At 34.4% G+C, this 20,971-nt stretch carries 16 protein-coding genes; 13 read left to right on the forward strand and 3 right to left on the reverse strand.

Annotated elements, in window-relative coordinates; genetic code table 11:
• Nucleotides 1-259 precede the first annotated feature (259 nt).
• The 4 genes from V6624_RS15770 to V6624_RS15785 all read left to right on the forward strand — a co-directional run bounded on the left by V6624_RS15770 (nt 260) and on the right by V6624_RS15785 (nt 3,155).
• Entirely contained in the window at nt 260-1,066 is an 807-nt protein-coding gene (locus V6624_RS15770; protein ID WP_111290816.1) for a phytanoyl-CoA dioxygenase family protein, read from the forward strand.
• A 151-nt stretch (nt 1,067-1,217) separates the two neighbouring features.
• Nucleotides 1,218-1,904, forward strand: coding sequence for a CDP-alcohol phosphatidyltransferase family protein (locus tag V6624_RS15775; RefSeq protein ID WP_338839308.1), 687 nt, complete (start codon nt 1,218-1,220; stop codon nt 1,902-1,904).
• Between the two features lies 1 nt (nt 1,905).
• Nucleotides 1,906-2,337, forward strand: coding sequence for a GtrA family protein (locus V6624_RS15780; RefSeq protein WP_111290820.1), 432 nt, complete (start codon nt 1,906-1,908; stop codon nt 2,335-2,337).
• Between the two features lie 239 nt (nt 2,338-2,576).
• Entirely contained in the window at nt 2,577-3,155 is a 579-nt protein-coding gene (locus V6624_RS15785) for a DUF4833 domain-containing protein (RefSeq protein WP_338839309.1), read from the forward strand.
• Nucleotides 3,156-3,354: 199 nt separating this feature from the next.
• Here V6624_RS15785 and V6624_RS15790 read toward each other — a convergent pair whose 3' ends face one another.
• Entirely contained in the window at nt 3,355-3,984 is a 630-nt protein-coding gene (locus tag V6624_RS15790; RefSeq protein WP_111290822.1) for a nitroreductase family protein, read from the reverse strand.
• A gap of 268 nt (nt 3,985-4,252) precedes the next feature.
• Between V6624_RS15790 and V6624_RS15795 the strand changes: the two genes are divergently transcribed.
• The 4 genes from V6624_RS15795 to V6624_RS15810 all read left to right on the forward strand — a co-directional run bounded on the left by V6624_RS15795 (nt 4,253) and on the right by V6624_RS15810 (nt 8,086).
• Entirely contained in the window at nt 4,253-5,305 is a 1,053-nt protein-coding gene (locus V6624_RS15795) for a DUF1852 domain-containing protein (protein ID WP_338839310.1), read from the forward strand.
• 30 nt (nt 5,306-5,335) lie between these two features.
• Nucleotides 5,336-6,367, forward strand: coding sequence for a methionine synthase (locus V6624_RS15800; RefSeq protein ID WP_338839311.1), 1,032 nt, complete (start codon nt 5,336-5,338; stop codon nt 6,365-6,367).
• A gap of 59 nt (nt 6,368-6,426) precedes the next feature.
• Nucleotides 6,427-7,419: a bile acid:sodium symporter family protein gene (locus V6624_RS15805; RefSeq protein WP_338839312.1), complete on the forward strand. Its 993-nt coding sequence runs from the start codon at nt 6,427-6,429 to the stop codon at nt 7,417-7,419.
• Nucleotides 7,420-7,633: 214 nt separating this feature from the next.
• Nucleotides 7,634-8,086, forward strand: a complete 453-nt coding sequence (locus tag V6624_RS15810) for an Lrp/AsnC family transcriptional regulator (protein WP_095929232.1) — start codon at nt 7,634-7,636, stop codon at nt 8,084-8,086.
• A gap of 52 nt (nt 8,087-8,138) precedes the next feature.
• Here V6624_RS15810 and V6624_RS15815 read toward each other — a convergent pair whose 3' ends face one another.
• Nucleotides 8,139-9,110, reverse strand: a complete 972-nt coding sequence (locus V6624_RS15815) for a cation:proton antiporter (RefSeq protein ID WP_338839313.1) — start codon at nt 9,108-9,110, stop codon at nt 8,139-8,141.
• Between V6624_RS15815 and V6624_RS15820 the strand changes: the two genes are divergently transcribed.
• On the forward strand, nt 9,085-9,531 hold the full coding sequence (locus V6624_RS15820) for an SDR family oxidoreductase (protein ID WP_204251711.1): 447 nt from the start codon (nt 9,085-9,087) through the stop codon (nt 9,529-9,531). The genes V6624_RS15815 and V6624_RS15820 overlap by 26 nt on opposite strands.
• 160 nt (nt 9,532-9,691) lie before the next feature.
• On the opposite strand, the gene V6624_RS15825 is transcribed toward V6624_RS15820, so the two are convergent.
• Nucleotides 9,692-11,302, reverse strand: coding sequence for a serine hydrolase (locus V6624_RS15825; protein ID WP_111290829.1), 1,611 nt, complete (start codon nt 11,300-11,302; stop codon nt 9,692-9,694).
• A gap of 484 nt (nt 11,303-11,786) precedes the next feature.
• Between V6624_RS15825 and V6624_RS15830 the strand changes: the two genes are divergently transcribed.
• The 4 genes from V6624_RS15830 (at nt 11,787) to V6624_RS15845 (ending at nt 20,962) form a co-directional block, all read left to right on the forward strand.
• Nucleotides 11,787-14,525: a substrate-binding domain-containing protein gene (locus V6624_RS15830; RefSeq protein ID WP_111290831.1), complete on the forward strand. Its 2,739-nt coding sequence runs from the start codon at nt 11,787-11,789 to the stop codon at nt 14,523-14,525.
• 230 nt (nt 14,526-14,755) lie between these two features.
• Nucleotides 14,756-16,114 carry a sugar porter family MFS transporter gene (locus V6624_RS15835; RefSeq protein WP_338839314.1) on the forward strand — a complete coding sequence of 453 codons (1,359 nt, stop codon included), beginning with the start codon at nt 14,756-14,758 and terminating at the stop codon, nt 16,112-16,114.
• Nucleotides 16,077-17,693, forward strand: coding sequence for a glycoside hydrolase family 32 protein (locus tag V6624_RS15840; protein ID WP_338839315.1), 1,617 nt, complete (start codon nt 16,077-16,079; stop codon nt 17,691-17,693). Before V6624_RS15835 ends, V6624_RS15840 begins: the two co-directional genes overlap by 38 nt.
• 167 nt (nt 17,694-17,860) lie before the next feature.
• A complete protein-coding gene (locus V6624_RS15845; protein WP_338839316.1) occupies nt 17,861-20,962 on the forward strand; it encodes a TonB-dependent receptor in 3,102 nt (1,033 codons plus the stop codon).
• Nucleotides 20,963-20,971: the final 9 nt, after the last annotated feature.

Below are 20,971 nucleotides of genomic sequence, written 5' to 3' on the forward strand. Positions count from 1 at the left end.
CGTTTTGCTTATTTTTGCTTTTATCTAATCTTTTTTTCGAAAAAAATAAAAAATATTTTTTGCAAAAGAGAAAATATATATTATGTTTGTATTAAATTCTACTAATTCTATAGAGTATGTCAGATAAAAGAAAAAATATGTTTAATTTTCCTAAAGGTCGAATGCACAAAAACATGCTAATGTATTGTTGTTGCTGTTGTTGCAGTCTTTTAGATAAAATTACGAACACTATTATTTCATTTATTAAATCTATATTATCATGGGATCTTCTTATAAAACCTTTACCCTTACTGAGCAATTAACTAATGAGCAAATTGCATTTTTTAACGAACATGGCTTCATTCATTTCAAAAAATTTATAAATCCAGAAACAGTTTCATCCATCATTGATGCCTCGAAACAAGTGGAGCAAAATTGGATTGAAAACAATCTTCAAAAAGTAAATGGTGTTCCTATTAAATTCGGAAAAGATTTAGATGGTTCTCCTATTGTACAGCGTTTTGCTTTTATCAATCAGCATCATCAAGCCTTAAGCGGACTTTTACTTGATCCAAGATTTAATGGTTTATTGCCATTGGCAGGCGATGGCGCAAGATTAGGAACTGAAGAAAAAGACGGAATGGTTTTCAATCATTATATCAATGGACCAGAAAGTAAGTTTACTAAAATGGGCTGGCATACAGATGGTTTGAGAGATATTTTTTATGGTGGAAAATTAAACCCAATGTTAAATGTTGGTATTCACTTAAGTACTTTAAAACCAGAAAACGGAGGTCTTAAAATTATTCCAGGTACTCACAAGCAAAGTATTTATCAAATGCTTTTCCGTAAAAAATACTTTTTAGATCATCAAGCTGATCCAGAGGAAGTTTCTATCATTCCAGAAGCTGGAGATTTAACCATTCACGATGGACGTTTGTGGCACAGAGTTGCACAATCATCTGTTCGTGGCGAAGAAAGCAGAAGAAGGGTTATTTATATTCCAATCATAGCAGGAAAATATGCACCTAAAAATGAAAACAGTCCAACGGTTTTCTATCAACGTTTTGCGGGTATTGTTAAATAATTATGCTAATTGTTATTGCATTTAGTTATCTGGTTAGATCAGGTAAGCTAAAAAGTACCACAGATTTTTTTAAAAATAAGCAAAGAAAAATCAAACTAAAAATCGCAAAACTAGAATTGGCTATACTATCAGGCTTACAAATATTGGACTAATGGGAAAAGAATCACAGGTCGAAGATTATAGTGCAATTGCGCAAAGAACATTTTCTGACCGTAAGCGAACTAATATTTTAAAAAGAGCAGAACAGTTAACGATTGTATTTTTGCTTCCAAAAGTGCCTAAATTCATTTCACCAAACTTACTGACTTTAATTGGCACGCTTGGTTCGGGATTCGTTTTTTTAGCTTTTGTTTTAGGAACTTATGTAGAAACTTGGTATTTACTTTTGGGTATTATCGGGTTAGGTATAAATTGGTTAGGTGATTCTTTAGACGGAAGATTGGCTTATTATAGAAATATTCCGCGCCGCTGGTATGGTTTTGCACTCGATATTATTGCCGATTGGATCGGTATTGTACTTATAGGCTTTGGCTACTACATTTATGCTAAAAATGGCACACAAATAGTAGCCTTTGCTTTTGTCGCATTGTATGGCTGGTCTATTATTATCAGTCAGTTGCGCTACAAAATCACTAATGAATACAGTATAGATTCTGGCTTTGTTGGTCCAACAGAGCTTCGATTTATTATTGCTTTAATTTTAATTCTAGAAGTTTTATTTCACGGATCAATTGCCTATTTGACTGGCTTAATCACGATTGTGTTACTTATAATCAATACCATAGACAGCTTGAAACTTTTAAAGCTGGGCGATCTAAAAGATAAAAACCAAGGCTGAAATGTTCAAGAAAAAAGCTATTTTTACTTTTCTAAGAGCACAAGTTGCGGCATTTGTAGGAGGCTTAACCGATTATGGTTTAATGATTTTATTCACAGAAATATTTAAACTGCATTTTAGTTTCTCTATTCTCATCTCAGGAACCATTGGCGCCATTATCAATTTTAGCATCAATAGATTTTGGGTATTTAAAAATCAATCGGGATATAGCAGCCGCATCAATAGTCAGCTTTTTAAATTTGCGTTGGTCGTGTTGGGAAGCATTTCCTTAAAATCATTTGGTACACTTATTTTGCAAAAGGTATTTCAAATCGATTACAGAATCGGAAGATTAATCACGGATAGTTTTGTTTCTTATGGATTTAATTACCCATTGATAAAATATTGGGTTTTTAAAATAAAGAAAGAACAGAAAGCAATCGAATCAAATTAGAATATAAATAAACTTGTTGATATAATTTTTTTACCACATAGTCCCGAAGCCTCGGGATAGTTTTTAGTTGCGTAAAAAGAATATAAAAAAGAAACTAGTTTCCTTAACACATAGCTATGTTTATTTAAACAAGTGAAACGCCTTTTTTAAGCATTCTAAATCTATGTTTCTAGCCTGCACTGAGCGGAGTCGAAGTGTGTTAAAATAATTGTACCCAACGGGTGCATAAATATTTCGTCATGAATAACTTATCATTTAAACATTTTACAAAATCACTAATCGTTATAACGATCTTAGTAAATATAGTTTCTGAAAATCTATCGGCACAATCCAAAAATCCATCGCCATTAAATTTTCCAACACCTAAAAACATAGATAATATGCTGTTTTACATTCAGCGAGACCCAAATACAAACACTGCTATTTATGCCATAAACTACCAGGAAAATGGAAGGATAGACAAAAGCAATCCTATAAAAGCATATTGGATTCGATATGCTGAGAAAGGAGAGAAGAAAGATTTTAATTATATACAACGCAAATTTGCATACGGAATAGAAAGTAAAACCCTGAATAATGAGGAGTTTGAACTTCAATTTGTATCGTATAAAAAATTGCCCTTAATCTTGAAAAAGATAGATTCAGATCAAAAATATCATGTTTTTGTAAATGTAAATCAGAAAAAAATACAGGTAGAAAAAATATTTGTGCGCATTGAAGGAGGTTCATTTTGGTTGCCAAATGTAAAGTATGCCGAAGTTACCGGAATTGATGCTTCATCAAATAAAGCTATTACTGAAAGAATATTGTTGAAATAAGCTTTTTTGGCGTAGAGACCTAGTAGTGGTTTTCTTTATTTAAGAATTATCATTCGCTTAACATTTTACAATTGAGCCAGTAAGAAATCATTAAATATCTTCTAAAAATCGGATAGTTTAATTTTTGATATTTGGAAGATATTTAATTATAAATTATATGAAATGAAAAATTAAATTATGGGCAGCAAACTAAATAATATTAATAGACTTTCGTTATCATTTCATCTATAGGCAAACGAACTTTTTTCGTAGCTACCATATAGTCTTTTTCCGAATCACGGTATCCTAAAGCAAGGATAACTGCGGAATGTAGCCCTTTCTCTTTCAAACCCAAAACCTCATCGATAATAGAAGCATTAAATCCTTCGATAGGAGTGGCATCCACTTTCAATTCTGCCGCGGCAATAAGTGCTGTTCCTAGTGCAATATAAGCCTGTTTGGCCGCCCAAAGTGCTTTTTGCTCTGCGTTAATAGAGCTAAAATAGGAATGTAATCCATTTCTAAATCCTGATAAGGCACCAGCATCAAGACCTCTTTGCTTTTCTGTCATTTCCATGTAATTGTCAATGTAAGTCGGAGTCATGTCATTGAATGCAGCAAAAACCAACAAATGAGAGCAAGAGCTAATCTGTTTATTATACGAATCAGCACCTAATTTTTTTTGGATTTCTGGGTTGCTTACAACAAAAACACGGTAAGATTGCAGACCACAAGAAGATGCTGAAAGATTTATAGCCTCTAAGATCTGATCGATCTTCTCTTCTGTTACTTTAATGTTATTGTAAGCTTTTGTGGCGTAGCGCCATTTTAAATTTTCTATCAAATTCATTGCTATGTCTATCTTAATTTTTGGCAAATATAAATTTATTTGTTTTGTTTTTCGAGGCTTGAATTGCTATGGGAAACTTCAAATCAGTCATATCCTAGTTCTCTAAAGAATAATTATCTGTTTTCTTTCAATATTTTATTTATAAAAAGATTAATAATCTTTAAAAATGTATTAAAAAAGAATAATTAACTGTATTTTTTTGTTTAATAGGATATTAAATCTTTTGTTTTAAAATTTGCAGGGTAAAAAAACTAAACCTTGTCATCAGATGAAAGCGAACATAAAAGAAGATTTAAGAATAAGCGAAAAGCAGGATATTGAAAATAACGAGAATACAATCCAAAATGATTTTGTGTTCACGCTAAAAAGCACGTGTTTAGATGAAAATTATCACCCCTCAAGTAAAACGCGTTTGACAACCAATTTTGCTAACTTGGCAAGAGGAGCTAATCGTCAGCAAAACTTACGCAGTGCTTTAAATATGATTAACAATCGATTCAATGCATTGGCTCATTTGGATAATCCAAAAGGGGATCGTTACCATGTGGAACTTGAAATTCTCACAGTAACGATGAGTATTGATGATAAGAATGGTAGTAACGATCTACCGATGATTGAAGTTTTAAAAACAAATATTATTGACCGTAAGACTGGCCAGCAAATCGAAGGAGTTGCCGGGAATAATTATTCCTCTTATGTTCGTGATTATGATTTCAGTATTTTATTGATTGAGTACAATAAAAACAAATCTAATTTTTCTATTCCTGAAAATTTTGGTGATTTGCACGGAAAACTTTATAAGTGCTTTGTGAATTCAGTCACTTATAAAGAGCACTTTAAGATGTCACCTATCATTTGTCTAAGTGTATCGAGTAACAAAACTTATACCCGCACTGAGTATCAGCATCCGGTTCTGGGTTTTGAGTATCTGCAGGATCAGTATTCTATCACTGATGAATATTTCTCTAAAATGGGCTTAAAAGTTCGTTTTTTCATGCCTCAGAACAGTGTGGCACCAATGGCTTTTTATCATTCCGGAGATCTACTTGCTGATTATACTGATCTTGGATTAATCAGCTCAATCAGCACGATGGAGACTTTTCAGAAGATTTATCGCCCTGAAATTTACAATGCAAATTCAGTGGCTGGGAAAATCTATCAACCTAGTCTTAAACACGAAGATTATTCACTTACCCGCGTGGATTATGACCGCGAAGAGCGCAGCCGTTTGGCTGTTGAACAGGGTAAATATGCAGAAGAGCATTTCATTAAGCCTTACAAAAGTCTCTTGGAACAATGGTCTGCTAATTTTACCCTTTAATTGATTACAACGCCTTAAAATTATACTATTATGAAGAAATTATTATTACCTACCTCTATTGTTGGAAGTTTACCCAAACCTGCCTGGCTTGCACCACCCGAAAAACTTTGGTCACCATGGAAATTAGAAGGAGATCAGTTAATTGAAGGGAAACAGGATGCTTTGCGTATTTCGCTACAGGAACAGCAATTGGCAGATCTAGATATCATTTGTGACGGCGAGCAGACACGCCAGCATTTTGTAACGACTTTTATCGAGCATTTAAGCGGTGTAGATTTTGAAAATCGTAAAACAGTAAAAATCCGTAACCGTTATGACGCGAGTGTTCCAGTGGTGGTAGGTGAGGTTGCACGTCAAAAAGCAGTTTTTGTTGAAGATGCTAAATTTTTACGTAAACAGACTAATAAGCCTATAAAATGGGCATTGCCAGGCCCGTTGACAATGGTAGACACCTTGTACGACGACCATTATAAAAGCCGTGAAAAATTGGCGTGGGAATTTGCGAAAGCACTCAATGAAGAAGCAAGAGAACTTCAAGACGCAGGGGTAGATATTATCCAGTTTGATGAACCTGCATTTAATGTGTTCTTTGATGAAGTAAACGATTGGGGAATGGCAGCATTAGAAAGAGCCATTGAAGGTTTACACTGTCAAACTGCGGTTCATATTTGCTATGGTTATGGAATACAGGCAAATACTGATTGGAAAAAGACATTAGGTTCAGAGTGGCGACAATACGAAGAAATTTTCCCGAAAATTCAAAAATCTAAAATTGATGTAGTGTCTTTAGAATGTCACAACTCCAATGTACCTTTAGATTTAATGGAACTTGTTCGCGGTAAAAAAGTAATGGTTGGTGCTATTGATGTGGCAACCAACACTATCGAAACACCAGAAGAAGTTGCTGCTACCCTGCGCAAAGCTCTTGAGTTTGTAGATGCCGAAAATCTTTATCCTTCGACAAACTGCGGTATGGCCCCGCTATCTCGGGACGTAGCCAGAGGCAAGTTAAGTGCCTTAAGCGCAGGAGCAGAAATTATACGCAAAGAACTTGGGATTTAGTCTCAATATATTAATAATGGAGTCCGTGTCTCCACGGAAAAATAATATTTAAAAACACATTGAATAAATTATTAGAAGTATTAAAAAAAGCAGGTTTCGATGGTTTCCTGTTAATGATAGCCACCATGATTCTGATGGCTTATTTTTTGCCACAGCCAGGCATGATCAAAGAACCTGTTTCGCTGGAAGAGATTGCCAATGCTGGCGTTTCCTTAATTTTCTTGTTTTATGGCATGCGACTGAGTGTTGAGAAACTAAAAGCCGGACTTTCCAACTGGAAAATGCACATTGTCGTCCAGTTGACAACCTTTTTATTTTTTCCGCTCATTGTTTTGGCATTTCGCCCTTTGTTTGTCAATAATGGCTTCGAGCTGCTTTGGCTAGGTGTATTTTTTCTGGCAGCATTACCGTCTACAGTTTCCTCTTCGGTGGTTATGGTTTCCATCGCTAAGGGAAACATTCCGGCAGCCATTTTTAATGCAAGCATTTCCAGTTTGATCGGGGTAGTCGTTACACCGCTCTGGGTTGGGCTGTTTATAGCTTCTGCAACAGGCGATTTTGATGTTACTCAAATCGTCATAAAGTTGATTCTGCAAGTCTTGCTGCCTGTCATCATTGGCATAAGCCTCAATTCCCGTTTCGGCGCCATTGCCGAAAAATACAAGAAACAGCTCAAATATTTCGATCAGACAGTTATTCTAACGATTATTTACACGTCGTTTTGCAAGTCATTTTCCGAACATCTTTTTGAAGGCTTCACCGCCCTTGAACTTGCTGGACTCGCTGCTGGGATGATGGCGTTGTTTTTTGCCGTATTCTTTTGTGTCGGACTACTCAGCCGCTTGCTTGGTTTTTCAGATGAAGACCGTATTACGGTCTTATTCTGCGGGTCTAAAAAGTCATTGGTACACGGCACCGTAATGTCAAAAGTACTTTTTCAGCACAGTACTATCACTGGTATCGTATTGTTGCCGCTCATGCTTTACCATGCCTTGCAATTGATTGCCGCCAGCATCATTGCTCAGGGTATGGCTCGACGAAAAGAAGTGTAATTTTTTTATGACTTTGCCCTTTATTTATTTTGATAAAGGGCAATAAAATAAAGCCCCTGCTATAAAATAATTCTTTTAGATTTTTATAACTGTGAAGATAAACGTTGCAGTATGTAATGTTTTTAACTTGTGTAAAATAAGATTTTTGTATTGTTTTTGGTTATATTTGAAGAATTTTATTCTGTATTAGAAATAAATTAAACCAAAATATTCTATGGAACAAATAGACGATATTGATCTTCAGTTACTAAATATACTTCACGATAATTCTAAATATACTGTGAAAGAACTGGCAAAGATGGTAAATCTTTCGGCATCACCTGTTTTTGAGCGAATTAAAAGATTAGAGAACAGCGGTTACATTAAGAAATATATAGCCCTGTTGGATGCAGAAAAATTAAACAGGGGATTTATCGTTTTCTGTAATATCAAACTTAAACAGCACGATCGTAATATTGGGAATCAGTTTGTTAGTGATATTATGAAAATAGAAGAAGTTGTGGAATGTTACAATATCTCAGGAGATTACGATTTTTTAATGAAAGTTTCTGCAAAAGACATGAAGCATTATCAGGATTTTGTGTTTAACAAATTGGGATCAGTTGAAAGCATAGGGAGTACCCAAAGTACCTTTGTTATGTCGGAGATAAAAAATCTCTACGGATAGGCTAAAGGAAAGCTTATTGATCTAATGTATCATATTCGCGTGTAATATGATCTTAAAAATGAATTACTTTTTCTTCTTCAAGATCTAAATAATACATTTGTTTTCTAATGATAGATTCATCTATACTTTGATCTTCTTTGTTTTTATCAATAAGCCATTGTCTCTGCAGATTTATTAAATCAAGATAAATGCTTTTGAGTTCATTTCCTATCGATTCATCATCAATTCCTTTGCTGTGGTGTTCCCATTTTTGAATGAGCTGCTGCAATGAAATATTACTTTCTAGCTGATCCTGATAAGTGGTTCTTAAATAATTCAAGGCATATTCAGAAAGATCCTTTCGCAAAATAATGCTAGCTTCTTCGCGAGAAAGGGGATCGTAGATTGCAGGCAGATTTATTTTTTTTATAAAATATGGAAGAGTTAACCCTTGAATCAGTAAAGTCAAAAGGACCACTATAAAAGTGATAAACAAGATGAGATTTCGCTGCGGAAAACCATTCCCATTGTCTAAATATACTGGAATAGACAAAGCTGCGGCCAGAGAAACAACACCTCTCATGCCAGTCCATCCCAGGATAAAAGGAGTTTTATATCCGGGATTTCTTGTATCAGCAACCGTGATAAAATTACGGGCAATTAATGTGACGACGACAGCGCCGTAGGCAGATAATAACCTGCTTATTATTAAAACAAAAGTAATTAAAACGCCATATCCAACTGCTGCTGTGATACTGATACCTTCTAGTCCTGAAGTAATTTGAGGTAAATCTAATCCAATGAGCATAAAGACCAATCCGTTTAAAATAAAGCAAAGACTTTCCCATACATTTACTCCTTGAATTCGGGATCTGCTGCTCAAAAATCGATGTCTGTTATTGGATAAAAGCAAACCACCGCTTACCACCGCTAAAACACCAGAACTATGTACTTCTTCAGCTGCAATGTATATGATGTAAGGCGTAAGAAGCGATAAGACAATATCAACATTGGCATTTGTGGGTAAATATTTATGTGCCTTCATAAAAAGCCATCCTATTAAAAGACCAATTGCAACGCCTCCAGTAATCGCATCACAATCTGGGCATCGTCTTCCGTCTTTAACGCCCGAGCAAGATAAAGCATTGGCAATTACGCCTACAGAGGAATTATTAGCTCTTCCTTTTTTACAGTCCGATGCTGTAGATGGTTCGTTGTATGCTTATCAATTATCAAAAAGAGGAAATTCACTGCGAGTAAAAGCGGAGGCAGTACGCTGGGGGAAAAGAGGAGCTAGAATAAATACTATAAGTCCGGGTATTATTATGACGCCTCTTGCTAATGATGAATTAAATGGGCCAAGAGGTGAAAGCTATCGCAAAATGCTGGAGATTTCACCTGTCGGAAGAGCAGGAACACCAGACGAAGTTGGAGTTTTAGGAGCTTTACGTACGTTAATAGTATAAAAAAAGACATAAAAAAATCCCATTTCGATAGATATGGGATTTTAAATTTTGTGACGTCTACGTTACAAAAGCCAAATCATTTTATGCAAAATTTAAAGAAATTGGCTTGTTTTTAAGTGAATTTATAAGATAATTATTCTTAGTTGTTGTAGGCTGTTTTTTAACTTTTCCTTAAAATTTTGTATTTTGGTTTTTCGTAATCAGTTATGTCCAAAATAATATCATAAACGCCTGTTAAAATTTCCATACTATCTCCTTTTGGCATTATTCCGTCGCTCATATCTTTTCCAAAATTTAAAGTCCAATCGTCATTAAAACGAAATTTAAGCTCTCCTGTTTTTAAAGTCACATTTTTAATTGTCCAAATTCCTTTTGTTTCAGTTTCAAAAAGTTTTGTATCAGGACCATCCCAGCCTTTTTCTGTGGCAGTTCCTACAATTCCCCAAGAAGGAAATATTTTTGTTGCTTTTTTTAGTTGATTTCCTGCATGAAAACTTAATGACTCTATTTGTGAAGCCTCGTTTCTTTCAAAAATTACATCGCCCATTAATTCTTCAGCAAAAAATAAATTTTCTTTTACAGGATATAGAATAGTTGTGGGCCCGTTTCCACTTTGCAATTTTAATTTATTGTTTTCAACTGTAAGGTAAACTACAAAATTGTCTTCTACTTGATAAGCTCCCACATATTGCTTTAAAGTTTCTGAGCTTACGTTGGCTACAACTGGAATTTTGTAATCTTTATCATATAAATTATACAAAGTTTTCATAATAGCATAAGTGGCAGTGTTTAAACCTCTTTCTGTATTTGTAAGCAGTATAATGCAGATATCATCTTCGGGAATTTGAACAAAATTGCTACAAAAACCGGCTCCATAACCACTATGACCAACTGTCATTTTTTTAAACATTGGCATTGTAATCCAACCATAACCATAATTTTTTTTGAAAGGTGTGTATGCTTTTTCTAAACTTTGTTTGGAGATAATTTTGTAATTTTTTAGTCCATTATAATATTTGTTTAAATCTTCAACAGTTGAGTATATTCCACCAGCTGCAAAAGGCATAGGTGGATCATAAACAATCGATGGTTTTTGTTCTTTTTCAGAAAAAATCTCATAGCCAATGGTTTTATTTTCACTTTTTAGATTTTTAAAAGCAAAACCACTTTGCTTCATTTTCAATGGTTTAAATATGTATTTTTCAACTGCTTTTTCGTAACTTATTCCAGTAACTTTTTGAATTACATAGCCTAGAAAATAATATCCCGAGTTAGAATAACTCCAATCAGTTCCAGCTGGAAAATCCAAAGGTTTTGTTTTTTGAAATTCAATAAATGATTTTTCCGTTTGGTCTTTCATGTCATTTCCTCTGGTATAGTCATAAACTCCAGAGGTATGGGTTAATAAACTTTCAATTGAAATAGTACTTGCATCGGGATAATCTGGATAGAACTTTGAAAGTTTATCCTGTAATGAAAGTTTGTTTTCTTCTACTAATTTTAAAATTACCGTTGCTGTAAAAGTTTTTGTAATGGAATATATTTGAAAAATGCTGTTAGCGTTATTTTCCTTTTTTAAATCTACATTTGATAATCCATAACCTTTACTTAATAAAGTTTCTCCTTTTTCAGAAATAAAAACAGAACCGTTAAATAGATTCTGTTGATTGTAAAATTCAAAAAGTTGTTCTAATTTTTCTTTCTTACTTTGTGCAAAGCCTAATTGTGTTATAAATAATAAAATAAAAGTGATTGATTGAATGGATTTCATATTTTTTTGATTTTTTATTGGATTCTAACTAACGGTTTGCACTTTGTGACAGTTGCGTAAATGTATAATAAAAGATTACAAATAAAAATTCCTAACAAACTTCAGTTTTAGCGTTTTTTAGTAGTGACAAGGACAGAACAAATTACAACATCTTTTTTGGATGATTTGAAGAAATTGGCGTACTATATGTAATGTCTGTCTTCCATTGGCTTTGTAAATTTGGTTTAGATGTTCCGTCGGGATTCATGGGAAAATCTATTTGATTTCTAAATTGATTAAATGAATATTAGTATTTTTATTATTTCGCATCAGATATATTGTTTGCTCATTTGTGTACGTGAAATAAAAGTTTAATTTTACTTTTTAAACTATACACCTTTTCCTGTTTGTCATTTAAAAAATAATCCTTCCTAATTATTTAGACAAACGCGATTAAAGAATGCATTTTAAATGCTTATTTTTTATTTACATAACTCAAAATTTCATGTATCAATTTGTAAAATATATTTTGATGCTCATTTTGGCATCTTTAAGTTTAATATCCTGTAAACAAAAACAGGGAGACAAAATTAGAGTTGGTTTCTCACAGGCGATGACGACCGACGATTGGCGCAAGCAAATGAACAGTTCAATAAAAATTGAAGCTTCTTTGCGACCTGAAGTCGATTTGACAATCAAAGACGCCAATAATAATGTCGATAAACAAATCGAAGATATCGAGCGTTTTATTTCTAATAGAGTAGATGTTATTATTGTATCGCCAATTCAATCAAAACCTTTAACGGCAGTTGTCGAAAAATCCATTAAAGCTGGAATTCCCGTTCTTGTTGTTGATCGAAAAATTGAAGGAGAAAGCTACACAGCTTATCTCGGAGCTGATAATATTGAAATTGGACGAATCGCCGGCCGTTACATTATCTCGCACAGTAAAGGTTCTGGTAATGTTATAGAAATTACAGGTGCCAGCGGATCATCTCCGGCTTACGAAAGAACACTTGGTTTCAATCAGATTATCAACGAGAATAAGCGTTTTAAGATTGTCAACACCATTCAGGGTGACTGGGAAAAAGAATCCGTTAAAGCGCCTTTGAAAGCAATTCTTCTGCAAAATCCGAATGTTGAATATATTTTCGCTCATAACGACAGAATGGCTTTAAGTGCTTGGGAAACTGCTAAAACCCTGGGGCTTGAAAAGAAAATAAAGTTTATTGGTGTTGATGCTTTAAACTCAGTAAATGGGGGAATTGAGCTGGTAAAAAGTGGTGTGCTTGATGGAACAATTTTATATCCAACCGGAGGAAACGAAGCTTTAAAACTGGCATTAAAAATGTACAACAAAGAATCGATTTCCAGAAACAACATCCTAAATACGATTGTTATTGATAAAAACAATGCTGAAATTATCGAAAACCAAATGGATAAAGTCGATCAGCAGCAGTTGGTAATCGAGTCGCAGCAAGGGGCTATTAAAGTTCAGGAAAGAGAATATGCTTCGCAGAATAATTTGGTAAGATTGCTTAGTTTTTTTCTTGTAATTATTTTGAGCTTAACGATTTACAGTATTTATTCGACTATTTCTATTTCAAGAAAGAAAAAACAACTGGAAAGAATCAATCAAACGGTAATTGACCAGAATAATGAAATTCAGGAAATGGCTCAGATTGCAGCTAAAAGCAATGAAGCAAAACTGAATTTCTTCACCGGACTTTCGCACGAGTTTAAAACGCCTATTACTCTAATAATGAGTTACGTGGAGTCTTTAATCGAAAATGATAAAATTAAAGGAACTGCATTAATAGATGAAGTAAAATTGATTCATAAAAACTCAAACAGATTACTTCGTTTGATCAATCAATTATTGGATTTCAGGAAAATTGAAGAGCAAAAATTTACGCTGAGAACTTCGAATACAAAAATTTACGATTTCACAAATGAAGTCATGGCAAACTTTAAAGGTGAAGCCGCTCGAAGAAATATTGATTTTCAGTTAAGCTGTAAAAACAAAAATCTGGAATTGTTTATTGACCGCGGATTAATGGACAAAGTGTATTTCAATCTATTATCAAATGCTTTTAAATTTACGCCGGATAATGGTAAAATTAGTATTTCAATTGTCGAAAATCAGGACAATACGGTAAAGATTCATTTTAAAGATTCCGGAATAGGAATTCCTGACGATGAGCTTTCAAATGTTTTTGATCCATTTTTCAGGGCTTCAAATAATAATAAAAACAGCTCCGGAATTGGTTTGCATTTATCCAAAGAGTTTGTGCTTTTGCATCAGGGAACTATCGAGTTAAAATCTAAACAAGGCAGCGAATTTGTGATTACTTTATTAAAAGGAAATAGTCATTTGCAGCCTGGTGAAATTATTCAGAAAGTAGAAAGCCTAACCAGTATTCCGAATTTAATTACAGATAATTTAAACATAGAACCCGATTTAAAAGAATCCAATACGATTTCAGATGCTGAAAAACATTCGTTGCTAATTATAGAAGACAATGTAGATTTAGTTAATTTTCTAAAAGCAAAACTTTCTAATGAATATGTAGTTTATAATTCTGACGGAAGCGATGCTATTGAAAAAGCGTTGGAAATTATTCCGGATGTTATTATCTGCGATATTAATTTGGTAGACAAAGATGGTTACGAAATCAGCAAAGAACTAAAGAAAGACCTTCGTTCTTCACACATTCCAATTATAATTCTAACGGCGCAAAGTAATAAAGAATCTGTTTTAAAAGGGCTTCAGAGTGGAGTAGACCAGTATTTGACAAAACCTTTTAGCCTTTCAATTCTAAAACAATCTTTATCGAGTTTGCTTTTCAACAGAGAAAAACTACGCTATTATTACACCAACAATATTTACAGAGTTGAACCTGAATCTAAATTTGGAAATCAGGAACAGAGTTTTATTACTAAAATGAATGATATTATTAAAAAGAATGTCGAGAATCCAAAGTTTTCAGTTGAAGATTTGGCGGATAAATTGGGCGTTTCGAGAGTTCAGCTGTATAGAAAAGTGAAAGCAATTATCGGAATTAATATTAGCGATCATATTAATAATGTCAAATTAGAGAAAGCAGCAGAGCTTTTGAAGTCAAATGAAATGAATATTTCTGAAATTGCCTACTCGTTAGGTTTCTCTTCTCCAAACTATTTTTCTACAGCTTTTAAGAATAAATTTGGAATTTCTCCTAAAGAATATAAAACGTCCAGCTAATTTGTCTTTAAAATTGTTTCTTTTAAAGTATCAATTTTGAAGGTTATGTAACAAAATCGAAACTACAAGGTTTTCGTAAAAGTTTTTTAATTTGCGTAAAACCTTGTAAATAAAGGTTTTGAGTTTAAAATGCTAAACTGTCAATATTTATAGAAATAAATTGTAACATCATTAAAAATAAGTTGTTTTTTTTGCAGATATCTTAGCAACAAGTTTTTAATACATGTACAATGAATAAGATATTGATTTGGTCTGTTACTGCTGCACTGGCAGGTTTTCTTTTCGGTTTTGATACCGTAGTTATTTCTGGAGCTGATAAACAATTACAGCTTCTGTGGCACTCGTCAGATGCCTTTCATGGTTCAGTTGTTATGGCAATGGCATTATGGGGAACTGTAGTTGGTGCAATCTTTGGAGGAATTCCAACTAATAAAATAGGACGTAAAAAAACGTTGTTCTGGATTGGTATTTTATACTTTGTTTCGGCAATTGGTGCCGCTTTTGCAAATGATCCGTTTGTTTTTGCTGCCTTCAGATTTGTTGGTGGTTTAGGGGTTGGCGCTTCTACTATTGCTGCTCCGGCCTATGTATCAGAAATTGCTCCGGCAGACAAAAGAGGAAGATTGGTAGCTTTGTATCAGTTCAATATTGTATTAGGAATTTTAATTGCTTTTATCTCTAATTACTTTTTAAAAGACATTGGCGAAAATGCCTGGAGATGGATGATTGGTGTTCAGGCAATTCCTTCTATTGTCTATATTCTTTTTATTTTGACAATTCCAGAAAGTCCAAGATGGCTTTTATCTAAAAATCGTGATGAAGAAGCTCGTAAAGTTTTATATACCATTGATCCATCTGCAAATATTTCAGACTTGATAGATGATTCCCGTGAAAACGGTGTTACCAAACACGAAAACATTTTCATGAAGAAATACCGCTTTCCTTTGATTCTGGCTTTCTTAATTGCCTTTTTCAATCAGTTTTCAGGAATTAATGCATTTCTATATTATGCGCCAAGAATTTTTGAAGAAGCCGGCTTAGGACAAAATACAGCGTTGTTAAGCAGTATCGGAATTGGAGTTACAAATCTTATTTTCACCTTAATTGGTGTGGCATTAATCGACAAATTAGGAAGAAAGTTGTTAATGTACATTGGTTCTGTTGGGTATATTATTTCACTCGGATTAGTATCGGCTTCTTTCTATTACAATTGGGGAGGCTTATCAGTTCCTATTTTCCTTTTCCTTTTTATTGCTTCTCATGCAATTGGTCAGGGCGCGGTAATTTGGGTTTTTATTTCAGAAATTTTTCCGAATCACATTCGCGCGTCTGGACAAGCATTTGGAAGTTCAGTGCATTGGGTTTTAGCAGCTATTATTCCGTCTTTAATTCCAATGTTATTTTCAGAAATCGGACCCGAAGTTGTATTCCTTATTTTTACATTGATGATGGTACTGCAACTGTTGTTTGTAATTTTTCTGATGCCGGAAACAAAAGGAATCTCTTTAGAAGCTTTAAGCGAAACACTAACTAAAAAAAATAACCACAAAAATGAAATCAAAGAAACATCTGCCGTTAGCTCTTTATAGTGCTGCCTTACTGTCGATAGTAGGATTAAAACCGTCTTCTGCAACTGCGCAAACTTCTGCCGTAACTATATCGAACACCGCGGAAGAACAAATGTATCGACCAAATTTTCATTTTACGCCAAAAAAAGGCTGGATGAACGATCCTAACGGAATGTTCTTCGCCAATGGGTATTATCATTTGTTTTACCAGCATTATCCTGATGGAAATACATGGGGACCAATGCATTGGGGACATGCCATTTCTAAAGATTTAATTAAATGGGAAGAACTGCCTATTGCGCTTTACCCAGATAAAGACAAATATATTTTTTCAGGAAGTGCTGTTGTCGACACACACAATACATCTGGTTTAGGAACTGGAAAAATCGCACCAATTGTTGCCATTTATACTTTGCATGACATGACGAAGGAGAAAGCAGGCAAAATTGATGTCGAACAGCAGGATATTGCTTTTTCTAATGATAATGGTTTTACATGGCAGAAATTTGAGGAAGGAAATCCTGTCGTGAAAAACCCTGGAATTAGAGATTTTAGAGATCCAAAAGTATCTTGGGATGAAACGCACAAACAATGGATTATGGCTTTGGCAGCGCAGGATCGAATTCATTTTTACAAATCATCGAATTTGAAAAACTGGGAATTTGCATCTGAATTCGGAAAAAATATTGGTGCTCATGGCGGTGTTTGGGAATGTCCTGATTTCTTCGAAATAAAAGTAGAAGGAACAAAAGAAACAAAATGGGTTTTAATTGTAAACCTTAATCCGGGCGGGCCAAACGGAGGTTCCGGAGTTCAATATTTTGTTGGAGATTTTGACGGAAAAACATTTACAATGGACACTACTTTTGCTGAAAGAGTAAATAATGAAAAAGCAGTCTGGGCAGATTATGGAAAAGATAATTATGCCGGAGTGACGTGGAATAATGTTCCAACTTCAGACGGAAGACGCTTATTTATCGGATGGATGTCAAACTGGGAATATGCACAACAGGTTCCGACAACGACATGGAGAAGCAGTACCACAATTCCGCGCGAATTGAAATTGGTTAAAAAAGAAAACCATTATAATTTGGTTAGCACGCCGGTAAAAGAAATCAATAATTATGTTTCTAAAACCATTAAAACAAAAAGTAAAACCGGAAAAGGAACTTTAAATTTAATTGAAAGCGGAAAAGTAGATTTAACTCAGACAGTTGTTAGTTTAGATTTAAAAAACTTAAAACAGGAAGATTACACTTTTACACTTTCTAATGCAAATGGAGAATCTTTAAGTTTTGGTTTAAACAATAAAGAAAATTACTTATTTATTGATCGTTCTAAAGCTGGTATAACTGATTTCTCAGATAAGTTTGCTTTACCAGTAAGCAAAGCATTTTTGGAAGGAAGCCAAAAAAGTGCCGCTTTTAAAATTATTCTGGATAAAACGTCAATCGAAATATTCTACAATAATGGCGAAAAAGTAATGACGGAAATCTTTTTCCTAAACAAACCATTTTCAGCCCTTACTATTTCTTCAAAGCAGAAAATAGAAATAAAAAATGGGATTATTCAAGTATTGGACATCAATAAAAAGCAATAAGAAAATCGAATAGAATTTTTCTAATTCAATCCAAAAACAAATCGTACAACCGTAAGAAGGATAATCTCTTTCAGGCTAGTTACATCTATTTGCAAAATAAAAAACTGCCAGGGAATGGCAGTAAAACATAACTAACTATTAAAATAACCTTAATCAAACCAAAATTTATGAGAAATAAGATTTTATATTTTCTATTTTTCTTTTTTCCAATGCTCATGATGGCACAGGAAAACGGAATAAAAGGAACGGTAATTTCGTCTGATGACGGAATGCCGCTTCCTGGAGCGACAGTAATTATTTCAGGAACAAATACCAGTTCGGTCACCGATTTTGATGGGAATTTTTCCTTCCCAAATGTTGCTCCAGATGCTGTACTTGTAGTTTCCTTTATAGGATATGCTCCACAATCTATTCCTGTTAAAGGTCAAAAAATGATCAATGTAACTTTAAAAGTAGATAACAACCAGCTAAATGAAGTTGTCGTAACAGGATACTCTAAACAAAAGAAAACAGATATCACAGGCGCAGTTGCCGTTGTAAACATGAAGGAAGTCATGAAACAGCCAGAGCCAAACCCGATCAAAGCTTTGCAGGGAAGAATTGCCGGAGTAAAAGTATCGTCGGATGGTTCGCCAAGCGGTGGAAATACAAAAGTGGTGATTCGTGGTGTTGGAACTTTAAACAACACAGATCCACTTTATGTAATTGACGGAATGCCGACAAAATCCGGAATGCATGAATTAAACCCTAATGATATTGAAACCATTCAGGTTTTGAAAGATGCTTCTTCGGCAAGTATTTACGGTTCCCGAGCTTCAAACGGTGTCATTATCATTACAACCAAAAAAGGAAAAGAAGGTAAAATGAGAATCAATTTCAGCACCTATGCTTCCTTTTCTGATTATTCAAGAAAGTTAGATGTACTAAATGCAAACCAATTTGGGCAGGCCCTTTGGCAGGCAAATATTAATGATGGTTTAAATCCGAATAATAATAATTTACGTTATCAGTTTGACTGGTCGGTTAATAACAATAAACCGCAATTGAATAAAGTTTTAGTTCCGGAATATTTAGATGCAGAACAAACCATAAAAGCATCAAATACAGATTGGTACGATGCAATTTCTCAAACTGGAGTTGCCAATTCTTATGATTTGTCTGTATCGAATGCTTCTGATAAAGGAAATTATGTTTTCTCGTTGGGTTATTATGGAAATGAAGGTGTTGTAAAAACAACAGATTTCGAAAGAATTTCTGCGAGAATGAACAGTTCTTATAAATATTTTGATGGCAAATTAGTTATCGGAGAAAACTTCAGTTTAAACCGTACGAACGAAGTAACAGATCCGGGCGTTTTAGATCCTGCTCTTAGAGCTTTACCAATTATTCCGGTGCACACAGTTGACGGAATTGGTTGGGGAGGACCGGTTGGAGGTATGAACGACAGACAAAATCCGGTTCGTCTTTTAGAATATAATAAAGACAACAAATACGATTATTTGCGCCTTTTTGGTAACGCTTACGCGGATTTGGAAATCATTAAAAATCTGCATATCAAAACCAGTTTCGGAATGGATTATGGTTTTTACAAAAAACGCACGTTACAAAGAAGCTATAAATCAGGTTATCTGCAAAATGATCAAACGTCTGTTACAATCGACCAATCGATCAGCGATAAATGGACTTGGACGAATACAGCAATTTACAGCTTAAACTTTGGAAAAAGCAATCTGAATTTAATGGCGGGAACGGAGATGTATAAAGATACTTACGATACAAATACATTACGTAAAAATGACTTTTTGATCGAAACGCCAGATTATATGTATCCGGATGCAGGAACGGGAGAATCTTTTACAAGCGGAACTTCGACCGTATATTCTTTGCTTTCTTATTTTGGAAAAGCAGATTACGAGTTTGATAATCGCTATTTGGTTTCGGCTACAATTCGTCGTGATGGTTCTTCTCGTTTTGGAAAAAACAATCAATTCGGAACATTCCCGGCAGTTTCAGCGGGATGGAGAATCAGCAACGAAAATTTCATTAAAAATAATGCTCCTGTTTTTTCAGACTTGAAATTAAGGGCAGGATGGGGACAAACCGGAAATCAGGAAATCAGTAATACGGCTGTTTATTCGCTTTATCTGGCAAGTTATGCAGGCGGAAGTCCAACTTGGGCAACGTCTTTTGGAACAGCTTACGATATTGCAGGAAACGGGAACGGATTGCTTCCTTCTGGTTTTATTGCAACGCAATCCGGAAATGATGATTTGAAATGGGAAACTACGACGCAGACCAACATTGGTTTGGACTTTGGTTTATTCAAACAAAAATTAAGCGGCTCTATAGATTATTATATCAAGAAAACAGATGATATTTTGGTATTACCACCTTATTTAGGAGTTATTGGCGAAGGAGGAAACCGTTGGGTAAACGGTGCTTCTATGGAAAACAAAGGTTGGGAGTTTTCTTTAGGCTATCATGATGAAACTTCATTTGGATTGAAATATGATATTTCCGGAAACATTTCGGCAAACAAAAATAAGATTACACAATTACCGGATGAAGTAAAAAACAACTACGGAGGCGACGGATTGGATGATAATATTTTAGGACGTCCAATTAATTCGATGTACGGTTATGTTACTGACGGATTGTTTACAAGTCAGGATCAGGTAGACAACTCTGCAATTCAGGAAGGAAAAGGCCTTGGAAGAATTCGTTACAAAGACTTAAATGGCGACGGAACAATTACAGATAAAGACCGCACGTGGATCGGAAATCCAAATCCGGGATTGTTGTACGGAATCAATTTAAACTTGTCTTATAAAAACTTTGATTTTACTACTTTTTGGGAAGGTGCAACTGACGTTGATGTGATTAACAACACAAAATATCAGACTGATTTTTGGAGTGTTGATGACGTAGGATCAAATAAAGGAACTCGTTTACTGAATGCCTGGTCTTTGGATAATCCAAATTCAACTATTCCGGCACTGACAACAGTTGACAGAAATGCGGAATCTAGATTTTCAATATATTATGTAGAAAACGGAAGTTATCTTAAACTTAGAGTTTTACAGTTTGGCTACAGTCTGCCAAAAGATTTATTGAAAAAACTAAGCATGGAAAGTTTCAGGTTTTATATCAGCGGTCAAAATTTATTGATTTTTGATGCGAAAAGCTTCACAGGAGTTGATCCTGAAAATGCAGGTTTTGGATATCCACAGCCAACAACTTTTACGGCAGGTCTTAATTTTACTTTATAATAAAAGATT

The organism is Flavobacterium ginsenosidimutans (genome assembly GCF_037478105.1).
GTDB lineage: Bacteria > Bacteroidota > Bacteroidia > Flavobacteriales > Flavobacteriaceae > Flavobacterium > Flavobacterium ginsenosidimutans.